Here is a 21896-nt window from a genome sequence, read left to right on the forward strand (position 1 = left end):
AAGTCAAGGCTGCCCCTGGGGTCCTGAGCGAACAAGCGCGCACCGCCAATGTTCCCACATCGTGGAACAGCGCACATACTGCCCTGAACAAGTCCGAGGCGGCTCACTGTCCGAGCCGACCATCCCGTCGGGGGAAGTGCTGATGGAAGCCTCGTCGAGAGCCGCTCGTCGACCTGCGAGAACGCCAGCTGAGACAAAGAGCCGTCGCCGATCGAACGAGGCGCCGGCTCCCGAGCCAAGCCAACCCGCTGACCGCGGCCGTATGGCAGGTGCCCAGGCACTTCGCCGGGCGTTGTCCCTGCTCAGGATCATCGGTGACAATCCGGGACGACACCTCACCCTGTCGGACCTGATCTCTTTGTCGGGCATGGAACGGACGACCGTTCATCGGCTGCTGACCAGCCTGACCGAGGAGTCATTCCTCTTTCGCTCGGCCGACCGTCGCTCCTACCACCTCGGCGTCGAACTGCTCGCCCTGGGTCTCCGCTCCCTGGAGGACGTCTCCTACGTGAAGCACCTCCAACCCGTGCTCAAGCGGATCGCCCTCGAATGCCGTGAAGCCACCTTCCTTACGATCAGGGAGGGCGACTACTGCTACTGCGTCCAGCGCGAGGATCCATCCCCCGACTTCTTCAAGCCGCTGTGGACGCATGTCGGCCAGCGCATCCTGCTCTCGGGCTCGGGCGCCGGCCTTGCCATGCTGGCGGAACGAACCGACGCCGATACCGCGGCGTACATCAAGTCGCGCCAGGCCGACCTTCGGAAGTCCAAGATCTCCCCAGCCCAACTCATGCGCGTGGTCCGCAGTACGAGGGAGCGCGGCTACTCCGTGCTCAGCGATCTCAATCCGGCCGGCAGCGCCGTCGGCGTTGCCTTCCAGGTCGGGGCGGGAATCCAAGCGGCCATCAGCGTCGGTGGCTTTGCCGGGCCGCCGGACGATCGGCGGCATGCAGCCTGGGCCAAGGTCATCAAGCGCGAGCTCGCGATGGCCTTCCAGTCCAGGCCACCCGCCGACGCAGAGTCAGAGACCTGAAGCGAGGAACGCCGACGTCTCTTCGGCTATGACCCGGAGCCTCTGACGCGGAGGCAAGTGCGCCAGGTCCGCGCGAGGGACCTCGATCTCCAGGGGCACGCCGGCAGGCAGCTTCGCAAGGAGGTCGCGCAGAGGGAGGTCGCCGCCTCCCGGGCTGAACCGCTGGCTCCTGCCTTCATAGCGAAGGGCATCCATCGTCGGGGGCTTCGATGCGGGAGCATCACAGAGCTGGCCAACGAAGACCCGATCGGCAGGGATGCCCTCGAGATTCTTCGGCGTCCCACCCGATCGATCGAGATGCAACGCATCGACGAGGACGCCGCAATTCGGTCGGCCGGTCGCCAAGGCGATGGCCAGGGCGTCCTCGACAGTCTTGATCTCCGTGTAGACGACGAACTCGATGGCTACCCCGAGACCACGGGCATCTGCCGCCTCGGTCAGAGACGACAGATTGTCCTGCAGGCGGTTGCGATCCGGATCGCCCCCAACGACCACGACATACTTAGCCCCGAGGTCCGCGCCGAGATCGAGGCCAGCCAGCGTATCCGCAATCCGGGTGTCCGGGCGCAACCAGATGCCGCCCATCTCCAATAGGGGCAGGCCGCTGCCTGACAAGGCCCGGCGGATATCCCGGATCATCACCGGGTCGCCGATCACCGGGGGGACCGGATCGCCGGCGGCCGGCAGCAGCTTCAGGCTGATCGAGCCGAAGCCGCACTCCGCCGCGCCTTCGATCAGCCCGACATGACCAGCGTCAGCGACGGTCAGCCAGCCCAGGGCGATGTCCTTGAGCGTCAGGGCACTCACGTCATGAACATCCCGCCGTTCACATCGATCACCGTCCCGGTGATGTAGTTCGCGTCATCGGAGGCGAGGAACGCGACAGCCGCGGCGATATCCGCCGGCGTCCCCTTCCGCTTCATCGGGATGCGACTGAGCATCGCCTGCTGGACGTGCGCCCCGTACATCGCCTGCAATGGCGTCTCGATGATCCCCGGTGCGATGCTGTTCACGGTGATCCCGCCATCAGCGACCTCCTGGGCAAGGACGCGCGAGAAGCCGATCAGGCCGGCCTTGGAAGACGCGTAAGGTCCGTTCGTCGACTCAGGCCTGGTCCGTCCGGACTGGGAGCTGATGTTGACGATGCGGCCCCACCCCGCCCGCCGCATGATCGGCAGGACGGCGCGGCAGAGGATGAAGGGCGCCGTCAGGTTCACGGACATCGTCCGCGTCCAATCCGCCGCGGTCGTCTCCTCGAGCGGGATCTTCTCGCCATTCCGCTTGATCGAGATGCCCGCGTTATTGACGAGAATGTCCAGTCGCTGGTGGCGCCGACCGACATCAGAGATCAACGAGGCGACCGCCCCCTCGTCGGTGATGTCCATCTTGACCGCTTCGGCCTTACCGCCGCGCTGATTGAAGTCCTCGGCGGTCGCCTTCACCTCGTCGAGCACGTCGACCAGGATCAGTTCGACGCCCTCCTCGAACAGACGGGTGGCGATCCCGAGGCCGATGCCCCTGGCTGCTCCCGTGACCAGTGCAAGCCGTCCCGACAGCCCTCTCACGCCGATGCTCCGGGGAGCAGCAGGATCTTGGACGCCTCGCGCCGATGCCCGATCTCGATCGCTTCGGCGGCCTGGTTGAGGGGCATGCGGTGGGTGACCATATGGCTGAACAATTCGGGCTCCGTCGCGAGAGCATTGACGACATCAACCCAGACCTCGTGCCTGCCGCGCGCCGAGCCGCGGATCTGAAGCTGGCGTCGGGCGACCATCGTCAGGTCGGTCCTCGGAGGCTCGGGATGGATGCCCACCGCCACCATGACACCCTTGAGGCGAAGGGAGGTCAGAGCCGTCTTGACCGCGGCCTCGGCGCCAGCGGCTTCAATCGCGATATCAAAGCCATCCCCCGCGAGTTCGGCCAGGCGCTCCTTGCCGCCGGGCTCGGCCAGATCGACCAGCTTGTCGAAGCCCATGGCCGCGAGAGCGGCAAACCTGGGGCCGTCATTCACGCCGACGATGACCACCTCAGCGGCGCCGGCGCGCCTCGCCAGCAGGGCGGCCCCCTGCCCTATGGTGCCCGGCCCCAGGACCAGCACGCGGTCACCAGGACCAACGCCGCCGGCTTCCACGGCGGCCCCGGAGACGGCGAGTGGCTCTGCCAGGGCACCCAGCACCGGGTCCAGGGTGTCCGGCAGGGGCAGGAGTTGGCTGACCGGGGCGCAGACATAGGGCGCAAACCCGCCATCCTTGTGGATGCCGAGAGCGGCCCGGCGCGAGCAGTCATCGGGCCGGCTGTCCCTGCAGGCCGGGCAGCCGCCGCAGGCCTTGGACGGCTTCACCGCCACGGCATCGCCGATCTTCCATCCCGTGACGCCCGGCCCGATGGCGCTGACCCGGCCCGAGAACTCGTGGCCCAGGGTCAACGGCAGGTGCGGTGTCAGGAACTCATAGGCCGACGTCCACTCCTCGATGTGGAGGTCGCTGCCGCATACGCCGGCGGCGGCCACCTCGATGATGACCTCGTCCTCTCCGGGGGCGGCCGGCATGGGCACGCGGGAGAGTTCGAGACCCGGGTTGGGGCCGGCCTTGCGCAGGGCCAGCATGGTGCCTTCGTTCTGCATGGTCATGCTCCCCTTCACCCTTAGAACGGGTCGTCCCAGATGCTGATGCCCCGGTCGATGAGGATGTCGACGACGTAGGGGACGTCCGAGGTCTTGGCACGCTCGATGGCGGCCGGCAGGTCTGCGGCCCTGGTCACCCGCTCACCATCTGCTCCGAACGCGCGTGCGGCATCGGCAAAACGGATGTCTCCGTAGTCCACGCCGATATGCCGTTGGCCGTACTGCTTGAGCTGGAGCTGCCGAATGTTGCCGAGCGAGCAGTCGTTGAAGACCAGGACGATGACCGGCGACTTCTCACGAACAGCCGTCTCGAGCTCGCACAGCGACATCCCGAGAGAGCCGTCGCCGACCACCGCAACGCAGTGAGCTGCGGGGCGGCTGACCTTGACGCCGATGCTTGCGGGCAAAGCGAAGCCCATCGCGCCGAATCCGACGGGCTTCATGTAGTGACGAGGCTTCTCGACCGGGACGGCCTGGGCCCAGATCCCGCAGTTGCCGGCGTCGTAGCAGATCACGTCGTCCGGGCCGAAGCGCTCCTCGATCTGGCGCATCACCCACAGGGGGTGAACCGGCGCGGTGTCGGCGAAGGCCGGGTTGTGGATCTGCTTGCGCCATTCGGCGTAGCGACCCTTCATCGTGGAGACCCAAGGCGCCCGGTCTTCGGCACCACTGTCCCCAGCGAGGAGTTTGGTGATCCGGCACAGGGCATCCGCGGCGTCGCCGAGGACCGGCACCTCAACCGGATACCTGCGCCCGATCATCATGGGGTCGCAGTCGATCTGCACGATGTCCGGCAGCTTCAGGGACCACCGCGCCGTGGAGATGGAGTTCAGGCTGTTGCCGACGACGATCACCAGGTCGGCTTCGCTCAACGCCGCATTCCCCGGACGTCCACCCCACCGGCTACGGGGTCCGATCCACATCGGGTGGCTGCTCGGAAAAGCGCCGATGCCATTGTAGGTGGAGGACACAGGAATGCCCGCGGCATCGGCGAGAGCCACAAGTTCCTGGGTTGCATCCGAGATGATGGCACCCCGGCCAGCCCAGATGACCGGTCGCTTGGCCGCACGGATCCGATCTGCCGCGGCGACGATCGATGCTTCAGCGGCAATGGGTGCCTGGAGCGGACGGCTGCTCGCGCCGTTGAGGGCAGTGAAGGTGATCTCTCCCTTCTCGATGGCGTCGCGGGCGAAATCGAGGTGGGCCGGGCCGGGGTTGCCGGTCGTCGCAGCACGGAAAGCCTCGCGGGTCGCGATGGTGACCATGTCAGGGTCGCCGACGAAGCGAGTCGACTTCACGAACTGCCGCATCACCTGAACGTGGTCGGCGTCCTGCGGCTCGTCGTAGCCGATGTCCTTGCGGTTGTTGTTCACCGTCACGACGATCATCGGCACTGAGTCACGATGGGCGTTGCCGACAGCCGTTGGCAGGTTCGTCGCACCCGGCCCTGTTGTTGCGATGACGACGGCTGGCTTTCCGTTCACCCGGGCATAGGCATCCGCCATGGCCGCGGCGGCCGCTTCGTGGCGGGCGGTGACGTGCCGCATGGTCGGCTGGTCATAGATCGCATCCAGGATGGACAGGGTTTGGCCACCAGAGACGCTGAAGATGTACTCGACGCCCTCCTCTCGAAGGCATTCAACGAAGGCTTGGGCGCCTAGTAAGGTCACGAACAGAACTCCCCTTGATCGATTGCCTGTGGCCGGCCCGCATTCCGCGCGGGAGCAGGCCGGTCCTTCCTCATCTCACTCGGCAGCGATGAGCTTCAGCTTCCGAGCGGCGGCGACGGATTGTGGTGTGGCCGCCGGGCGGAGCACCGGCAGGAGCTTCTCGCGGCACTCCTGGTAGGTGATGACCTCGTCCGCGGGGCACTTCCTGATCGTCCGGTCGGAGCCCTTGTAGACGCGTTCCTCGACCACCCTGGCGAGTTCGTCGAACGGCCAGAACATCGCCTGCGTCAAGCGCACGACGTAGATGGCTTCGGGATCGTCGATGTCGTCGCCGAGGCTGCGGAGGACCTGGCCGGGCCAGAAGCGCTCGACCACATATTCGGTGAACAGCCCCTGGTCGGAGACCGCGACGTGCTCGTCGAGGTGGTACATCACCGTCGTGCCGGAGGTGATGAAGCCCTTGTACTCGTTCACCACGGCTTCCATGCCATCGAGGATCCGCAAACCCTCGGGCATGTGGAAGCGGTAGACGGGATGGGGGACCATCAGGTCAGGCGCGACGATGCCTTCCCACATCGCGCAGACCTCGAGGATGGCGTGACGCCGATAATTCTCGAGGATCGCAATGTGGCGCGGGTTGTCGAGTGTCGCGATCAGGCGGTCGACTTCGGGCATGCGCTTGGTGATATCGAACTTCATCCGTTCCTCCGGTTGCCGACGGGTTTGCTGGGGAGGCGCTCAGCTGCGCCGCAGGTTCAGGCGCTCCATGACCGGGATCCACTTGGCTCGCTCGGCGGCGATGAAGCGCGTGAAGTCAGCCGGACCGAGCGCGAGCACCTCGAGATCGGCGGACAGCCTGGCGCGCACGGACGGAGCCGCGATCGCCTCGGCAAAGGCTCCGTGCAGGCGGTTCAGGATCTCCGGCGGCGTTCCTTTCGGGGCGGCCACGCCCTGCCAGAAGTAGGAGGTCGCGTTGGGGTAGCCCGCCTCCGCGAAGGTCTGGACGTCCGGGAGCAGGTCGATGCGACGCTCCGAGGCGATGCCGATCAGCTTCAGATGCCTGGCGCGATGGGCCTGCAGGAAGGTGTCCACGATATCGCTCGCTGCCGGCAGGGAGTTCTGCTGCAGCGCCAGGACGAGGTCCGGTCCACCCCGATAGCCAGCCGGCTCGATGGTGATCCCTGCTTCGGTGCCGAAGACCGAGGCCATGAGGTAGGCGGTGCCACCGACGCTGGTCGCCCCGATGATCGCGGGATGGCCGGTCCGTTTGATGTGAGCGACGTACTCGGTGATGTTGTTGGCCGGGATCTGGTTCGAGACGGCGAGGACCATGGGCCCGCGGTAGAACATGATTACCGGTGCGAAGTCCGACACCTGGTAAGGGGCGTCGGGGAAGATGTAGGTCGTGCTGACGAAGGTGTTCCCGGCGTACCAGCCAAGCGTGTAGCCATCGGGCGCCGCACGGGTGACCGCCACCGCCGCGGGGATGGTGTTGCCGCCGGTGCGGTTCTCCAGGATGACCGGGACGCCGAGCTTCTTGCGCATCTCCTCGGCGATCGCGCGGGCGACCACATCGCTCAGGCCGCCTGGCGAGAATGGCAGGACGATCGTGATCGGCTTCGATGGATATTCGTTTGCCAAGGCCAGGGACGGCGCCGCCAAAAGCGGCGCAACAGCGGTCAGGATGCCGCGTCGCCCTAGTATCGGCCGCGCGGTAGTGGCGGCTCTTGCATCTCCGTTTGCCTTCATTTGGCGTTTCTCCCGTAGTATTTTCGCAAGTACGTCGTGCGGTATCTCTACGGTGAGAGGCGTCAGAAGGTACGCCAATCTCGATCTGCGCGGGCGCCCACTATGTGGGAATCAATCTTCGCAAACGCCCGTCCGTCTGCGCGGCAACGAGACCAGCGGCTCAGCGATCATCGGCCGGGCCCTGCGCATGGAGGCCTGCTCACCCATCGTCGCCCGGCACACCGCCGCGGCGCAGGACTGCGAGTACGAAGTCGCCTGGTCCAACACCTACCAGGTCGGCATCGACTACACGGCGACCGCCACCCGCTGCGGCAATGCGGTGATCAATCGCCACCGCGCCCCAGCCTCGCGGCATCTGCGGCTGCTGGGAGCCGTCCCGAATGTCCGGGCCAGGGCGTTCCGGCACAGCGCCACCGAGATCGGCGTCGAGGGGCTGGCGGTGGTCGCCACCTCGACCACCAGCGCCACGACGCTGGCCGGACTGTCCTTCAATGGGTTGGACGACATCACCCCGACCTCCCGCGGGCTGTTGCTCGCCGCGCAGCGGGGGTTGGCCTTCGTGGTGGAGTGCAGCCAGGCGAAGGAGTTCGCCCTCGTCCATTCCCTCGTCGGCGGGGCGGATGCCGGAGGCCGCGCCGTCGCTGCTCTGCGGCACCCCAGCGCTGCCGGTCGGGCAGCGGGAGTTCGCGGCGGAGGTGTCGTGGGATCTGCCGTCACTGGCACCTGGAGCGACCAGCCTGCTCGACGTCACCGTCAATGGCGCGCGGCAAGGGGACCTTGCCCATGCGCTGCGCGATCGGCCGGTCGTGGATGATGGCGTCAGCGCCGATGACTTCGCCGCGCGGGAGGGCGTCACCCCATCCTGGGTCACCCGGCTGGCGCGCCTTGCTTGTCTCGCGCCCGACATCGTGGCGGCGATCCTCGAGGGACAGCAGCCGGTCGAACGGACCGCCAACCGGCTGCTGCAGGATACCCGGCTGCCGATCGACCGGACCGAACAGCGCGCCCGCCTCGGCTTTGGTTGAGCACGGCAGCGCTGCCAGCAGCGCCGCCAAGCGCATCGTCCCCGCCACGCAGCACCGGCGGCTCGCCCCATCTCAGCATCCCGAAGGCGGCAGTTCTCAACCCCGCATCGCACTGAGTGCCCAGCGCGCACCGATCATCAGGCACTGCCTGACACGCGAGCCTCAGGGCATTCCGTCCAAGCCCATCGCAAATAACGTAGTGCCGTACTGGCGCGCAGAGACAGGCCGCCGAGACAGCGCAGCATCTGCCAAAGACCGGACTACCAGAGACGCGCCCGCCCTATCGCACGGGGGCAATGGGCGGCCAGGTGCGGGCCTTCCAGCGAGATGCCGGAAGGACAAAAAGATGTGCTGAATCAATGGTTTGTAAGGTGTCGGAGCGAGTGGGACTCGAACCGACGGTCCGGCAATAAGAAGAAGCGGAGAGACTCGCTGGTTCATATAGGGACGGTGATGACTTGGCATCGTCGGTTGCGTGTCCCCGATTTGAACCTGCCATCCACTTCAGTTTCGCCATCGAAGTGAAATGGAGGTTCGGCATAAGTGGCTCCAGGCCCCGAACCCCCTCCCATCTTTGGTTACCCCTCGCCGGCCCCCGCGGTCGGAAGGGGGGAGAGGGGCGCCGATCACCGGTGCCGAACGAGTTGCGCCGGCCCCCGCGGTCAAAGAGGGGGGGGGAGAGGGGCATCCGTTGGCATCGCCACGCAACGCCAACGGGAACCGGTGCGGGGGGAGATGTTTCCGTCTTCCCCCGCCTGCTACCCGCGCCTGACCGTCGCCCGCAGCGCGTCCAGCACCCCGTCCATCGCCGCCTGGAATCCCGGCCCGTCCAGATACCCGTCCATTGCCCCCGTGCGGTCCAGGAAGGTTTTCCATGCCGATTCCTGCATCGCGCGCCGGAAGCGGTCGTGCAGGGTGGTGTAGATCTCGTCCGGCAGTCCGGCCGGGGCGTTGAGCCCCTTCATGTTCTCGACCACCACGTCCCAGCCGAGTTCGCGCAGCGTCGGCACGTCGCGGTAGTTCGCCAGCCGCTCGGCCGAGGCGACGGCGAGCGGCCGCACCTCCCCGGCCTGGGCGAGGCCCGCCATCTCCTCCGGCGCCAGCACGGCCAGTTCCACCGTTCCGGCGAGCAGCGCCTGCAGCGAGGGCGCGCCGCCGGTGAAGGGGATGTTCAGCAACTCGATCCCCGCGGCCTGGGAGAGCAGCACGAACACCGCATGGTAGATCGACCCGACGCCCGAGGAGGCGTGCGGGATGGTGCCCGGCGCGCGCTTCGCCGCCTCCACCACGGCGCGCAGGTCGGCGTAGCGGCCGCCGCGCTTGGCGACGATCAGCATCGGCTGGCGCGTCAGGCGGATGATGGCGCGGAAGGACGTCTTGGGGTCGTAGGGCAGGTCGCGGAAGGCGGGCAGGGAAGTGCTCTCGCTGCCGCCGCCGACCAGCAGGTTCAGCCCGTCCGGCGTCATGCCCGCCACCTGCTGCGCCGCGATGGCCCCGCCCGCGCCCGGGCGGTTGATGACGACGATCGGGGTGGGGAAGAGGCGGGAGGCCGCCTCGGCCGCCGCGCGCGCCGCGAGGTCCGCCCCGCCGCCCGGGGCGAAGCCGACGATCAGTTGGATGGGGCGGGAGGGTTCCCAGGCCCTTGCGGTCCCCGCCCTGCCGGCGACGGCCAGCCCCGCCGTCGCGGTCATGATGGTCCTGCGCGTGATCATCTGGCGTTCCTCCCGGTCGATGTCGTTGCCGTGAGCCTAGGGTGGAACGCGCACCGCCGGAAACCTCCGAAGGTGCAGGAAACCGAGTTTCCTGCCGGGGTGCCCGAGGGGCGGAGCCCCTCGGAGGGCGCATGGACACGGGTGGTCGGTCGCGCTTCGGTTGTCTGTTCGCGGAGGAAACCGATGCCCCGACTGCCCGTGCCGCCCGGCGCCACCGACTGCCACATGCACATCTACGGACCCGCTTCGCACTACCCGGTTGCGCCGAGCAACCCGTCGCCCGTGCCCTTCGCCGCGGACCTCGCCGCGTACCGCGCGGTGCGGGCGCGGCTCGGCCTGACGCGGACGGTGGTGGTCCAGCCCGCCGCCTATGGGCTCGACAATCGCTGCACCCTCGATGCCGTCGCGGCGCTGGGGCCGGCGGCGGCGCGCGCGGTGGTGGCGGTGACGGCGGAAACCCCCGAGGCGGAACTTGCGCGCCTGCACGAAGCCGGCGCTCGCGGCGCGCGCGCCTTCATGCTGAAGGGCGCGGTGGTGGGCTGGGACGGGCTGCCCGCCCTGGCCGCCCGCGTGGCGCCCCTCGGCTGGCACCTGCAACTGCAGTTCGACGGCGGGGAGATGGCGGAGCGCGCGGCATTGATCCGCGCGCTGCCCTGCCCGGTGGTGATCGACCATCTCGGCCGCTTCCACGACCCCGTGCCGCCGGAGGCGCCGGCGGTGCGGGCGCTGTTGGGATTGCTCGGGACCGGGCGGGTGTGGGTGAAGGCGTCCTCGCCCTACGGCGTCTCGCGAAGCGGGCCGCCGGGCTACGAGGATGTCGCGGCGATCGCGCGCGCGATCATCGCGGAGGCGCCGGAGCGGGTGGTGTGGGGGTCGAACTGGCCGCACCCGAACGCGCCGGAACCGAAGCCGGACGAGGCGTCGCTGCTCGACCTGCTCGGGGACTGGGCCCCGGAAGAGGCGACGCGCCGCGCCATCCTGGTGGACAATCCGGCGCGGCTTTACGGCTTCTGACCGGTCCGGCCGAACTGGGTCTCACGCCCGCCGTGCGCGAGACCAGGGGGAAACGGACCGCGGCGACCCTTGGCCACGAGTGGGCATGCGCTGCCGCCCGTATCAGACCGGGAGGTCCCGCCAGAACGGGTTGAGCGAGTATCCGAGCAGGTTCTGCCCGAACGCGTCGATCGGCGTGATCATGGTGTCGGGCGACCAACCGCGCGCCAACTGCGCCTGGAACTGCGTCGCGATGGCGCCGCCTTCCGTATAGGCAGAACCCCAGCAGCCCACGACCAGGTCATTCCCGACATGCAAGGTGACGTGGGAGATCGGGTTGCCCGGCCGCCCATGATAGACCATGGCGCCGAGCGGCACGTTGTCGCCCGGCGCCCAGCCGCTGTAGGGCATCATGCTGTGGATCAGGAGCATGGCCTGGTCGTTGACCCCGTTCGCCGTGCCGCCGGCCGCGTCCAGTTCCGCGCAGAAGCGGTTCGCGCGCGGTGCCGAGAGCGCCCCCGACATCACCGCCCATTTCACGACGCTGGTGTAGCAGTTCACCGCGGAGCCGAAATTGCCGAGACCCTCCTGCGCGAGGGCCAGATTGCCGTGGTGGTTGTCCCAGACGGCCCGTCCGACGGCCTGCAGCGCCACGATGCAGGTGTCGCGCACATCGTCGGCGAGATTGCCGTTCGCCTGCAACGCGACGAATTGCTGCGCGGCGACGGGGTCGGCCGGCAGGACACCTGCGATCGTCGTCATCTCGACGTTCCCATATTATTGCGAAAGCGGACCATATAACCGGCGGTTGTTCCCCGGCAACGACGAACGGTCAAACCCCTGTCGCGGGCCGGCGGCTCAGCCCGCGCTCGCCGCCACCTCCGCCGCCGCACGCCTGCCCCCCAGCAGCGCCCCGTGCGCGTAGGAGGGAGCGTCGGTCGTCGCGGCCTCTCCCGCGAAGAAGATCCGCCCGGCGATCGGCCGGGACAGCGCGGCGTGGTCCTGCAGCGAGGCCCCCACCGGCAGGAAGGAATAGGACCCGCGCGCGAAGACATCCCGTGACCACCGGGTGACGCGGGTTTCCACCGGGCGCGGGATGCCATTGCCGAACATCCGCCGCAGCGCGCCCATGACCAGGTCCGCCTGCGCCGCGTCGGGCAGCATCTCGATCCGCCGCGCGGCGGAACCGCCCACCAGCGCCACCAGCACGGGCGCGCCCAGATGCGGCTGGAGGGAGACGATCTCCGGCGCCGCATTGTCCGGCTGGTCCGAGAGGCTGCGCAGGTAATGCGTCTCGGCTGGCCAGAAGCCGCGCGGGAAGGCGAGCACGATCTTGTTCAGCAACCCGTTGCCGATGCGCGCGATGGCCCCCTGATGGGCGGCGGGCAGCGGCGGGTCGAAGGCGACATCGCCGCGCTTCAGCACCCCGAGCGGCAGCGTCACCACCACCCGGTCGGCGAAATGGGCCTCCTCGGCGGTCGCCACCACCACCCCGTCCCCGGCCAGCCGCACCGACCGCACCATCTGGCGCAGCCGGATGTCGAGGCCGCGCGCCAGCAGGTCCGTGACGGCGTTGTAGCCCTGGGCGAGGAGGTGGTTCTCCTCCGGGATCTCGCCCTCGCCGCCGAACCAGCCCTGGGCCGAGACCTCCGCCGCGTCGCCCCCGGCATATCCGGCGACGTAGGACGCGAGCCAGGCAGACACGCGCCGCTCATAGGGTGTCGCTCGGGTGGTGGGGTCGAGCAGCGTCACCGCCTCGGCCAGCGAGACGTCCCGCGCACCGCGCCAGGCGAAGGGACTTTCATGGGCGATCAACTGCCCAACGGTGTCAAAGATCGCGCCCGTCTCGGCTTCGGTGAGCCGCCGCCCATCGGCATCCGCCATGACCGAGCGCGCATCGTAGGTCGGCATGCGCCGGATGCCCGCCTGGTCGGCGAGCGGCGTCAGTGGGTTGCCCTCCGGCCCATGGATCCAGGCACCGCCCATGTCGAGCCGAACGCCCCGGAAGGTGACGGTGTGCAGGCGTCCGCCGGTGCGCGCGCGGGCTTCCAGCACCGTCACCCGGTGCCCCGCATCGGCCAGCGCGCGCGCCGCCCCGAGCCCCGCCAGCCCCGCCCCTATGACCACCACGTTCAGCGCCCGGGCCGGCTGGGTGCCGGCGGCAACGGGCATCACCGGCGCGGTCGCGGCGGCGGCGAGCAGGCGCAGGAGGGAGCGGCGGGAAAGGCCGCGCGGCATGATCATGCGATTCGGTCCCGGCATTGGTGGGCCGAGCCTAGCGAGGACCGGCGCCGGCCCGCATCAGGGAAGGTGCCGCACCCGGAACGGCGCCGCCCGGCGCGGTCCCGAGCGGCCCCTCAGCGGCTGCTCCCCGCGGGGATGACGCCGGTCGGCCCGATGCCGGTCACCATCATCAGCACCTCCTCGTCCCGTGTCCCCGCGAAGTGCGGCGCGGTCCGGGGCTCGTTGAAGAAGGTGCCGGGCGGGAAGGCCTGCAGCCGCGCCTCGTCCCAGGCGTCGCCGAAGCCGAAATAGAGCGTGCCGGACAGGACGATCACCGTGCGCACCTCCTCCGGATGGGTGTGCGCCTCGCTGCGGTAATTCCGTGGCAGGCGGACCTGCACGACATAGAGCCCCGCCTCGCGCGGGTTGCCGTAGAGCACCGCAACCTGCGGAATGCCCGCGGCATAGACCGCGCCGCGGGCGGGATCGGTCGGCGGCCCCGAAAAGCGGATGTCGCCTGGCCGTCGGAGTACGAAGCCCTCCGGCGACTGGGGGGTGGCCGGTCCAGCCGCCAGGGGCACGGCCAGAAGCACTGCCGGCACGAGTCCACGGATCCGCATGGCCGCCTCCCGGGCACAGGAAATGGGCGCCGGGTAGGCTAGGAAGCCGAGCCCGGCCGGCACAAGGCCTATCCACGGCTGCGCCGGCCTTGCGCCGCCGCAAGGCGCCCCTGCGCCCCACGCGGCACAAAGCCCGACAGGGCGGGCGGTCCGGGACTTGTCCGCCGCCCCGCGGATCAATACATCCCGTTCGTCACGACCCCCGCCCCCGCGGGGACCCCCAGCCACCATCCGCGGCGGCCAACGCCGCCGGTCAGCACAGGGGGCGGGCACGGCGCCACTTCCGGGCCGAACCCGCCTGCCGCAGAGGAGAGTATCGGATGAGCAAGGTCATCGGCATCGACCTCGGCACCACCAACTCGTGCGTCGCCATCATGGAAGGCAAGGACGTCCGGGTCATCGAGAACGCCGAGGGTGCCCGCACCACCCCCTCCATGGTCGCCTTCGCGAAGAACGGCGAGCGTCTCGTCGGCCAGTCCGCCAAGCGCCAGGCGGTGACCAACCCGATGGGCACGCTCTACGCGGTTAAGCGCCTGATCGGCCGCCGCTTCGACGACCCGATGGTGCAGAAGGACATCGACCTCGCGCCCTTCCACATCACCAAGGCCGCCAACGGCGACGCCTGGGTCGAGGTGGACGGCAAGTCCTTCGCGCCGCAGCAGATCAGCGCGATGGTCCTGACCAAGATGAAGGAGACGGCCGAGGCCTACCTCGGCGAGACCGTCACCCAGGCCGTCATCACCGTCCCCGCCTATTTCAACGACGCCCAGCGCCAGGCGACCAAGGAAGCCGGCGCGGTCGCCGGCCTCGAGGTGCTGCGCATCATCAACGAGCCGACGGCCGCCGCGCTGGCCTACGGCATGGACCAGAAGAAGACCGGCACCATCGCGGTCTATGACCTCGGCGGCGGCACCTTCGACATCTCGATCCTCGAGATCGGCGACGGCGTCTTCGAGGTGAAATCCACCAACGGCGACACCTTCCTGGGCGGCGAGGACTTCGACCAGCGCATCATCGACTACCTGGCCGAGGAGTTCCGCAAGGAGCAGGGCATCGACCTGCGCGGCGACAAGCTCGCGCTGCAGCGCCTCAAGGAAGCGGCCGAGAAGGCGAAGATCGAGCTGTCCTCCGCCAAGGAGACCGAGATCAACCTGCCCTTCATCACCGCCGACGCCTCCGGGCCGAAGCACCTGGTGATGAAGCTGACGCGCGCGAAGCTCGAGGCCCTGGTGGACGACCTGATCCAGCGCACCCTCGAACCGTGCAAGCAGGCGCTGCGCGATGCGGGCCTTTCGGCCGGCGAGATCGACGAGGTCATCCTCGTCGGTGGCATGACGCGCATGCCGCGCACCATCGAGACGGTGAAGGCCTTCTTCGGCAAGGACCCCGCGCGCAACGTCAACCCGGACGAGGTCGTGGCCATCGGCGCGGCGATCCAGGGCGGCGTGCTCAAGGGCGACGTCAAGGACGTGCTGCTGCTCGACGTGACGCCGCTGTCGCTCGGCATCGAGACGCTGGGCGGCGTGTTCACGCGCCTGATCGACCGCAACACCACCATCCCGACCAAGAAGTCGCAGGTCTTCTCCACGGCCGACGACAACCAGACCGCGGTGACCATCAAGGTCTACCAGGGCGAGCGGGAGATGGCGGCCGACAACAAGCAGCTCGGCACCTTCGACCTCACGGGCATCCCGCCCGCGCCGCGCGGCGTGCCGCAGGTCGAGGTCACCTTCGACATCGACGCGAACGGCATCGTCTCCGTCAGCGCGAAGGACAAGGCGACCGGCAAGGAGCAGCAGATCCGCATCCAGGCCAAGTCCGGCCTGTCGGACGCCGACATCGAGCGGATGGTCAAGGACGCCGAGGCGCACGCCGAGGACGACAAGAAGCGCCGCGAGAACGTCGAGGCCCGCAACCAGCTCGACGCGCTGGTGCACTCGACCGAGCGCACGCTGAAGGAGAACGGCGACAAGCTCGGCCCGACCGAGAAGTCGGACGTGGAGGCCGCCATCGCCGACGCCCGCGCCGCGATCGAGAAGCAGGACGCGGACGCCGTGACGCGCGCGAGTGAGCGCCTCGGCCAGGCGGCGATGAAGATGGGCGAGTCGCTCTACAAGTCGCAGGCCGAGAAGCCGGCCGAAGGCGAGCAGGGCGGCGCCGGCGGCGCCTCGGGCGCGGCGGGCGGCGACAAGGTCGTTGATGCCGAGTTCGAGGAAGTGGACCCGAACAAGCGCAAGCCGTCCTGAGCGGACGGATCGCGCCGAACATGAGCCGTGCCGCCCGGTTCCCCCAAGGACCGGGCGGCGCACTTTCGGGACTGCCGCGATGACGGGCGCGCCCTTGGCCGCAACCAACCCGGACGCCCAGGCGCAGCGCAACCTGCGGATCGCGGCCTGCCGCGATGCGGGAGCGCGAAGCGCGACCGCGCGCGACCGTGCGTCGCGCCGGGTGCGTCCTGGCCGCGCGAAGCCAAGCGCCGCGGATGCGGCGCGCCCGGCGCCTGAGGGACACAATGTCAAAGCGTGACTACTACGAGGTTCTCGGCGTCGCCCGCGACGCCGACGAGGAGGCCTTGAAGAAGGCCTACCGCAAGTTCGCCATGAAGTGGCACCCCGACCGCAACCACGGGAACACGGATGCCGAGGCGAAGTTCAAGGAACTGAACGAGGCCTACGACGTCCTCAAGGATGCCGAGAAGCGCGCGGCCTATGACCGCTTCGGGCACGCCGCCTTCGAGCAGGGCGGGCCCGGCGGCGGCGGCTTCCACGGCGGCGGCAGCCCCTTCGGCGGCGCCTTCGAGGACATCTTCGAGGAGATGTTCGGCCGTTTCGGCGGCGGCGGGCGTTCGCGCGGCGGCGCCACCGGCCGTGGCGCGGACCTGCGCACCCAGGTCGAGATCACGCTCGAGGAAGCCTTCGCCGGCACCAAGACCAACATCCGCATCCCCACCTCCGTCTCCTGCGAGGCGTGCAAGGGGACGGGTGCGGAAGGTGCCTCCTCCACCGGCGCGCAGACCTGCCCGGGCTGCAACGGCCAGGGCAAGATCCGCGCGCAGCAGGGCTTCTTCCTGATCGAGCGCACCTGCCCGACCTGCGGTGGTTCCGGGCGCATCATCAAGAACCCGTGCAAGATCTGCCACGGCGCGGGGCGTGTGCAGCGCGACCGCTCGCTGAACGTCACCGTCCCGCCGGGGGTGGAGGACGGCACGCGCATCCGCCTGGCGGGCGAGGGCGAGGCCGGGCTTCGCGGCGCGCCCTCGGGCGACCTCTACGTGGATATCGCGGTGAAGCCGCATGCGATCTTCCAGCGGGACGGGGCGAACATCTTCATCCGCGTGCCCCTGCGCCTGACGCAGGCGGCACTCGGCGGGCATGTGGAGGTGCCGAGCATCGACGGTGGCCGCGCCCGCGTGACCATCCCGGCCGGCACGCAGACGGGCGACCAGTTCCGCCTGCGGGGGAAGGGGTTCTCCGTGCTGCGCTCCGCCGCGCGCGGGGACATGTACGTGCAGGTCAGCGTCGAGACGCCGCAGAACCTGACGCCGAAGCAGCGCGAACTGCTCGAGCAGTTCGAGTCCGAGGCGTCCAAGGGCGGCAAGACCCACCCGGAAAGCGAGGGCTTCTTCGCCAAGGTGAAGGAGTTCTGGGACGGGTTGGGGCGGTAGCCAGGCCGGATCGAGGGGGCTCTGCCCCCTCGAACCCCCCCGCAAGGGGACTAAGGTCCCCTGGACCCATAAGGCCGCCGGCGCATCTAGTCCGGCAGCCCTGCCTTGCGCAGGCCCTCGGCCAGCAGGGCGAGACTCTCGCGGTCCCATGGCGCCCGTTCCCGGAGGTTGGAGACGCGCAGGCCCGGGTCCTGGCTGCGCAATGCCTCGAGCGCCGCCTGCGCCTCCTCCGCCCGGCCGCACATCGCATTGGCGGCGGCCGCGACGCGGAGGGCCAACCCATAGGCCGGCTGGTTGCGGAGAGCCCGCGCCGCCCAAAGCCGCGCTTCATCCAGGCGCCCCGCGATGAAATGCGCGGCAGCGGTTCCGCCCTGGAAGACAAAGGTTCGCGGATCCACGGGGCTGAGCCGCATGGCGCGCGCGAAGCGCTGGATCGCCACTTCGGGCTCGCCCTGCCAGACCTTGATCAGGCCCCCGGTAAGCCAGACCTGGACGAGGTTGGGATCGAGCGCAAGCGCCACCTCGATCAACTCGGCTCCGGCGTCGCTATCGCTGAAGCGGGCGATCGCATGCGCCGCGTGGCACAGCGCCAGCGCATCGTCCTTGCCCAGTTCCACCGCCCGTCGCGCCAGGCGCAGGGCTTCCGCCGCCCCGGCGGCCCGGTCGGTCAGCCAGCCGTTCGAATCGAGCTGATCGTACGTGATGGCCGCGGCGCCGTAGGCCGCGGCGTAGCCGGGATCGATCTCCGTGGCTTGGATGAGCAGCCGGAGGGCCTCGGTGAAGGACTCCCTGGTCCATTGGCGTGCGAACTCGACGCCGCGCAGGTAGTAGTCGTAGGCATCCAGGCTTTCGGTCGGCTTCCGGCGCGCACGCGTCATCTCCGCCCTCTCGAGCTGCGGCGAGAGCATCCCGACCACAGCCCCGCTCACCTCGTCCTGCAGCTCGAAGACATCCTCGATCGTGCGATCGTAGCGTTCGGCCCAGATATGCGCGCCTGTCGTCGTGTCCACGAGCTGCACGCTGATCCTCAGCCGGCCGGCGGAAATCTGGACGCTGCCCTCCAGCACGTAGCGCACGCCGAGCTCGCGCCCGATCTGCTTCACATCGACCGCGCGGCCCCTGTAGGTGAAGGTGGAGTTGCGCGCGATGACGAGGAGCCAGCGCTTCCGGGAGAGGCCGGTGATGATCCCTTCCACGATGCCGTCGGCGAAGTAGCCCTTGCCCTGGTCGTCGCTGAGATTGTCGAAGGGCAGGACGGCGATGGATGGCCGGTCGGGCGGCGCGAGCGGCGTAGCCGCCGGCATCGCCGGCGCGTCGGCGGCGGCGGGCGCCGGACGCGCGGTCGACACGGCGCGGGGATCATCCGCCGCAGTTTCCGCGGCGACAGCCGCCGCCGAGGCTCCGAGATGGGGCGCGGACGCCGGCCCGGCATCGCCCCCGCCGGCCGATGGCGTCGAGGACGAGCCGCCCGCGCGGCGCCAGGCCTTGTCGAATTCCATGAGCTCGCGCACCTGCGGCACCGGATCGCGTCCGACGAGCCGCGCAACCTCGAGCAGCAACGGGTCGAGCAGGTGGCTTCGCGGCGCGCCGTCCCAGCCTGAAAGGTCGATGCTTTGCAGCGTTCCGAAGCCCAGCGGCACCTCGGCGCGCTCCAGCCGGACCGGGATCATGGTGCGCAGGCGCTTCGCCAGGCTCGCTTCCTCGCGCACCCATTCGCTTGTCACCGCAAGGTTGCACCAGACCACCACAACGGCACGTGCGGCACGCAGTTCCCGCTCGATCTCCTGCGAGAACCCTGCCCCGGCCATGAGCTGCCGATCATGCCAAACCGAATAGCCATTCAGTTCGAGCACGCGGACGAGTTGTTCCGCGATATTCCTCCGACGCGAATTGTAGCTGATGAACACGTCCGCCATGGGTGTTCCGTCCGCTGAGCCGCCAGTTGCGACGGGCGGCGTGATGGCCGTCGGGAATGCTAGAATGTATCGAGCCGACTGTAGTCAACGACGGCGCAACCCTCGGCGACAAGTGCGGCAGCAGACTGTTTCGCTCGCCTGACCTGATCGCCCTGGCCTTTGGCGAGGAAAGGGGCGGCGCCCCTCTCGGAACACCCGCTTGACCCGCGCGCCCCGCACCCGCACAGGCTGGCCGCTCAGCCACGGGGGAACCGCGCCATGACCATCCGCATCGGCATCGCCGGCATCACCGGCCGCATGGGCCGCCTGCTCGCCGAGGAAGTGCCCGCCGCCGGCGCGGCCCTCGCGGGCGGCACGCTGCGTTCCGGCGCCGCGCCGGCCGGCGCCGCCGTCCTGCCGGATTTCGGCGCGCTCTGCGGCGCGTCGGATGTCGTGATCGACTTCACCCACGCCCATGTCGCCCGCACCCATGTGCAGGCCGCGGCGGACAGCGGCACGCCGCTGATCCTAGGCACCTCCGGCCTCTCGGCGGATGACGAGGCCGCGGTGGCCGAGGCCGCGAAGCGCATTCCCATCGTCTATGCGGCCAATTTCGCGCCGGGCGTGAACCTCTTCCTTGCCATCGCCGAACGCATGGCCGCCGCCCTGCCGCCCGCGCAGTACGACGCCGAGATCGTCGAGATGCACCACCGGCAGAAGGTGGACGCGCCCTCGGGCACCGCCGTCGCCCTCGGGCGCGCCGTGGCCGCCGGGCGCGGCACCACGCTGGAAGCGGCCGGCAAGGAAAGCGGACGCGACGGGCACACCGGCGCACGCGGCACCGGCACCATCGGCTTCGCGGCGCTGCGCGGCGGGCAGGTGGTGGGCGAGCACACGCTGATCTTCGCGGCGGCTTCCGAACACATCAGCCTGACGCACCGGTCCTTCGACCGGCGGGTCTATGCCACCGGCGCGGTGCGGGCGGCGGTCTGGGCGAAGGGGAAGGCGGCGGGGCTCTATTCGATGAAAGACGTGCTGGGGATGTGAGGCACCGGAGGGGCGCCGCCCCTCCGGACCACCCCGCCGAGGGCCGAAAGGCCCTCGGAACCCGGGACCGGGTCATTGGAGGCTGCAGCCCTGGGGGCCTCGACTGTCCGGCGCACGAGGTTGCTGGCGGGAAAGTTTTCCTGATACACTTTCGGGTCGCAGCAATCCTGCGCCCGGGCCTCGCCCGAAGCGATAAATGCCTAAAATCGTAAAGTGCTAAAGCAGGTTCCGGTTTCCAAAGGCCTTTCGGCCTTTGGCTGGGGTCCAGGGGGCAGCTCCCCCTTGGCCGGGGCCATGCCTTGACCCCGCCACACCCCCTTGCGATACGCCCCCAATCCCGGATTCCCCGGGGCCCAGCCTGCCGGGGCTTCCCGCCGGCATCTTCCCGCGACAAGAGGCCGAACCAAGCCATGCGCGATACCGGCGAGTATCTCTTCACGTCCGAATCGGTTTCCGAGGGCCACCCGGACAAGGTGGCGGATCGGATCTCCGACACCGTCCTGGACGCCTTCCTGACGGCGGATCCCTATTCGCGCGTGGCCTGCGAGACGCTGGTGACGACCAACCGTGTCGTGCTCGCCGGCGAGGTCCGCGGCCCCGGTGCCGTGACGGCCGAGTACCTGATGCATCTCGCCCGCATGGCGATCCATGACATCGGCTACGAGCAGGAAGGCTTCCACTGGCAGAATGCCGAGATCGCCTGCCACCTGCATGCCCAGTCCGCGCACATCGCGCAGGGCGTGGACGCCGCCGGCAACAAGGACGAAGGCGCCGGCGACCAGGGCATCATGTTCGGCTACGCCTGCACCGAGACGCCGGACCTCATGCCCGCGCCGCTCTACTATGCTCACCTGATCCTGCGCCGCATCAGCGAGATGCGCCGCAACAAGGACAAGGCGGTGGCGGGCCTGCTGCCCGACGCCAAGTCCCAGGTCACGCTGCGCTACGTCGACGGCAAGCCGGTCGGCGCAACCTCCGTCGTCGTCTCGACCCAGCATGTGGACGGCATGGAGCAGGCCGAGATCAAGCGCCTGCTGCGCCCGATCGTCGAGAGCAGCCTGCCCAAGGGCTGGATGTGCCCGGACAACGAGTTCTACGTGAACCCGACTGGCCAGTTCGTCATTGGCGGCCCGGACGGCGACTGCGGACTGACCGGGCGCAAGATCATCGTGGACACCTATGGTGGCGCGGCACCGCATGGCGGCGGCGCGTTCTCCGGCAAGGATCCGACGAAGGTGGACCGCTCGGCCGCCTATGCCGCGCGCTACGTGGCCAAGAACGTCGTCGCCGCTGGCCTCGCTGCCAAGTGCACCATCCAGGTTTCCTACGCGATCGGCGTGTCCAAGCCGCTGTCCGTGTATTTCGACCTGCATGGCACAGGGCGTGACATCGACGAGGTGAAGCTCGCCAAGGTCGTGGACGGCCTGGTGAACCTTTCCCCGCGCGGCATCCGGGAGCACCTGCACCTGAACCGCCCGATCTACGTCCCGACCGCCGCCTACGGCCATTTCGGCCGCACGCCGGAGGAGGAGAAGGGCACCTTCACCTGGGAGAAGACCGACCTGGTGGACGAGCTGAAGCGCGCCTTCGGCCGGTGATGGACAGCGGCGCCGGAAAGACGGGCGGCGGGAACGCGCCGCCG

Annotated in this window: 19 protein-coding genes; 7 read left to right on the plus strand and 12 right to left on the minus strand. The window is 69.2% G+C overall.

Translation table 11 applies throughout. The features are described from left to right. Positions 1-262 precede the first annotated feature (262 nt). A complete protein-coding gene (locus GXW76_RS11340) occupies positions 263-1033 on the plus strand; it encodes an IclR family transcriptional regulator (protein ID WP_211862131.1) in 771 nt (256 codons plus the stop codon). Here GXW76_RS11340 and GXW76_RS11345 read toward each other — a convergent pair. The 7 genes from GXW76_RS11345 to GXW76_RS11375 form a co-directional block, all read right to left on the minus strand. Then, the gene (locus tag GXW76_RS11345) at positions 1022-1840 is read right to left on the minus strand and encodes a sugar phosphate isomerase/epimerase family protein (RefSeq protein WP_211862132.1); all 819 of its coding nucleotides are present in this window, start codon (positions 1838-1840) and stop codon (positions 1022-1024) included. The two genes, GXW76_RS11340 and GXW76_RS11345, sit on opposite strands and share 12 nt — an antisense overlap. After that, the gene (locus GXW76_RS11350) at positions 1837-2598 is read right to left on the minus strand and encodes an SDR family NAD(P)-dependent oxidoreductase (protein WP_211862133.1); all 762 of its coding nucleotides are present in this window, start codon (positions 2596-2598) and stop codon (positions 1837-1839) included. Before GXW76_RS11350 ends, GXW76_RS11345 begins: the two co-directional genes overlap by 4 nt. Beyond that, complete coding sequence (locus tag GXW76_RS11355; RefSeq protein WP_211862134.1) at positions 2595-3662, minus strand: zinc-dependent alcohol dehydrogenase; 1068 nt, start codon at positions 3660-3662, stop codon at positions 2595-2597. Before GXW76_RS11355 ends, GXW76_RS11350 begins: the two co-directional genes overlap by 4 nt. Positions 3663-3676: 14 nt before the next feature. Further along, on the minus strand, positions 3677-5326 hold the full coding sequence (locus GXW76_RS11360; RefSeq protein WP_211862135.1) for a thiamine pyrophosphate-binding protein: 1650 nt from the start codon (positions 5324-5326) through the stop codon (positions 3677-3679). A gap of 75 nt (positions 5327-5401) precedes the next feature. After that, positions 5402-6025 carry a hypothetical protein gene (locus tag GXW76_RS11365; RefSeq protein WP_211862136.1) on the minus strand — a complete coding sequence of 208 codons (624 nt, stop codon included), beginning with the start codon at positions 6023-6025 and terminating at the stop codon, positions 5402-5404. Positions 6026-6064: 39 nt separating this feature from the next. Then, the gene (locus GXW76_RS11370; protein ID WP_211862137.1) at positions 6065-7075 is read right to left on the minus strand and encodes a tripartite tricarboxylate transporter substrate binding protein; all 1011 of its coding nucleotides are present in this window, start codon (positions 7073-7075) and stop codon (positions 6065-6067) included. Between the two features lie 285 nt (positions 7076-7360). After that, the gene (locus tag GXW76_RS11375) at positions 7361-7582 is read right to left on the minus strand and encodes a hypothetical protein (RefSeq protein ID WP_211862138.1); all 222 of its coding nucleotides are present in this window, start codon (positions 7580-7582) and stop codon (positions 7361-7363) included. Positions 7583-7695: 113 nt separating this feature from the next. Between GXW76_RS11375 and GXW76_RS11380 the strand changes: the two genes are divergently transcribed. Further along, on the plus strand, positions 7696-8100 hold the full coding sequence (locus GXW76_RS11380; protein ID WP_211862139.1) for a hypothetical protein: 405 nt from the start codon (positions 7696-7698) through the stop codon (positions 8098-8100). 758 nt (positions 8101-8858) lie between these two features. Here GXW76_RS11380 and GXW76_RS11385 read toward each other — a convergent pair. Then, entirely contained in the window at positions 8859-9812 is a 954-nt protein-coding gene (locus GXW76_RS11385; protein WP_211862140.1) for a Bug family tripartite tricarboxylate transporter substrate binding protein, read from the minus strand. Positions 9813-9995: 183 nt separating this feature from the next. On the opposite strand from GXW76_RS11385, the gene GXW76_RS11390 reads away from it, so the two are divergent. After that, positions 9996-10826 (plus strand): amidohydrolase family protein, encoded by an 831-nt coding sequence (locus GXW76_RS11390; RefSeq protein WP_211862141.1) that lies wholly within the window; start codon positions 9996-9998, stop codon positions 10824-10826. A gap of 102 nt (positions 10827-10928) precedes the next feature. On the opposite strand, the gene GXW76_RS11395 is transcribed toward GXW76_RS11390, so the two are convergent. The 3 genes from GXW76_RS11395 to GXW76_RS11405 form a co-directional block, all read right to left on the minus strand. After that, positions 10929-11567, minus strand: coding sequence for a hypothetical protein (locus tag GXW76_RS11395; protein ID WP_211862142.1), 639 nt, complete (start codon positions 11565-11567; stop codon positions 10929-10931). Positions 11568-11663: 96 nt separating this feature from the next. Further along, complete coding sequence (locus GXW76_RS11400) at positions 11664-13049, minus strand: flavin monoamine oxidase family protein (RefSeq protein ID WP_246514125.1); 1386 nt, start codon at positions 13047-13049, stop codon at positions 11664-11666. Positions 13050-13162: 113 nt separating this feature from the next. After that, positions 13163-13648 (minus strand): cupin domain-containing protein, encoded by a 486-nt coding sequence (locus GXW76_RS11405; RefSeq protein WP_211862144.1) that lies wholly within the window; start codon positions 13646-13648, stop codon positions 13163-13165. A 320-nt stretch (positions 13649-13968) separates the two neighbouring features. Here GXW76_RS11405 and dnaK point away from each other — a divergent pair, with 320 nt between their 5' ends. Together dnaK and dnaJ are read left to right on the plus strand one after the other, a co-directional pair. Then, positions 13969-15894: a molecular chaperone DnaK gene (gene dnaK / locus GXW76_RS11410; RefSeq protein WP_211862145.1), complete on the plus strand. Its 1926-nt coding sequence runs from the start codon at positions 13969-13971 to the stop codon at positions 15892-15894. A 266-nt stretch (positions 15895-16160) separates the two neighbouring features. Beyond that, entirely contained in the window at positions 16161-17312 is a 1152-nt protein-coding gene (gene dnaJ, locus GXW76_RS11415; protein ID WP_211862146.1) for a molecular chaperone DnaJ, read from the plus strand. 86 nt (positions 17313-17398) lie between these two features. Here dnaJ and GXW76_RS11420 read toward each other — a convergent pair whose 3' ends face one another. Beyond that, positions 17399-19228: a TIR domain-containing protein gene (locus tag GXW76_RS11420; protein ID WP_211862147.1), complete on the minus strand. Its 1830-nt coding sequence runs from the start codon at positions 19226-19228 to the stop codon at positions 17399-17401. A 258-nt stretch (positions 19229-19486) separates the two neighbouring features. On the opposite strand from GXW76_RS11420, the gene dapB reads away from it, so the two are divergent. Together dapB and metK are read left to right on the plus strand one after the other, a co-directional pair. Next, positions 19487-20254 carry a 4-hydroxy-tetrahydrodipicolinate reductase gene (gene dapB / locus GXW76_RS11425; RefSeq protein ID WP_211862148.1) on the plus strand — a complete coding sequence of 256 codons (768 nt, stop codon included), beginning with the start codon at positions 19487-19489 and terminating at the stop codon, positions 20252-20254. 410 nt (positions 20255-20664) lie between these two features. Further along, a complete protein-coding gene (metK, locus tag GXW76_RS11430; RefSeq protein ID WP_211862149.1) occupies positions 20665-21852 on the plus strand; it encodes a methionine adenosyltransferase in 1188 nt (395 codons plus the stop codon). Positions 21853-21896: the final 44 nt, after the last annotated feature.

This window comes from Neoroseomonas soli, from assembly GCF_018129065.1.
GTDB lineage: Bacteria > Pseudomonadota > Alphaproteobacteria > Acetobacterales > Acetobacteraceae > Neoroseomonas > Neoroseomonas soli.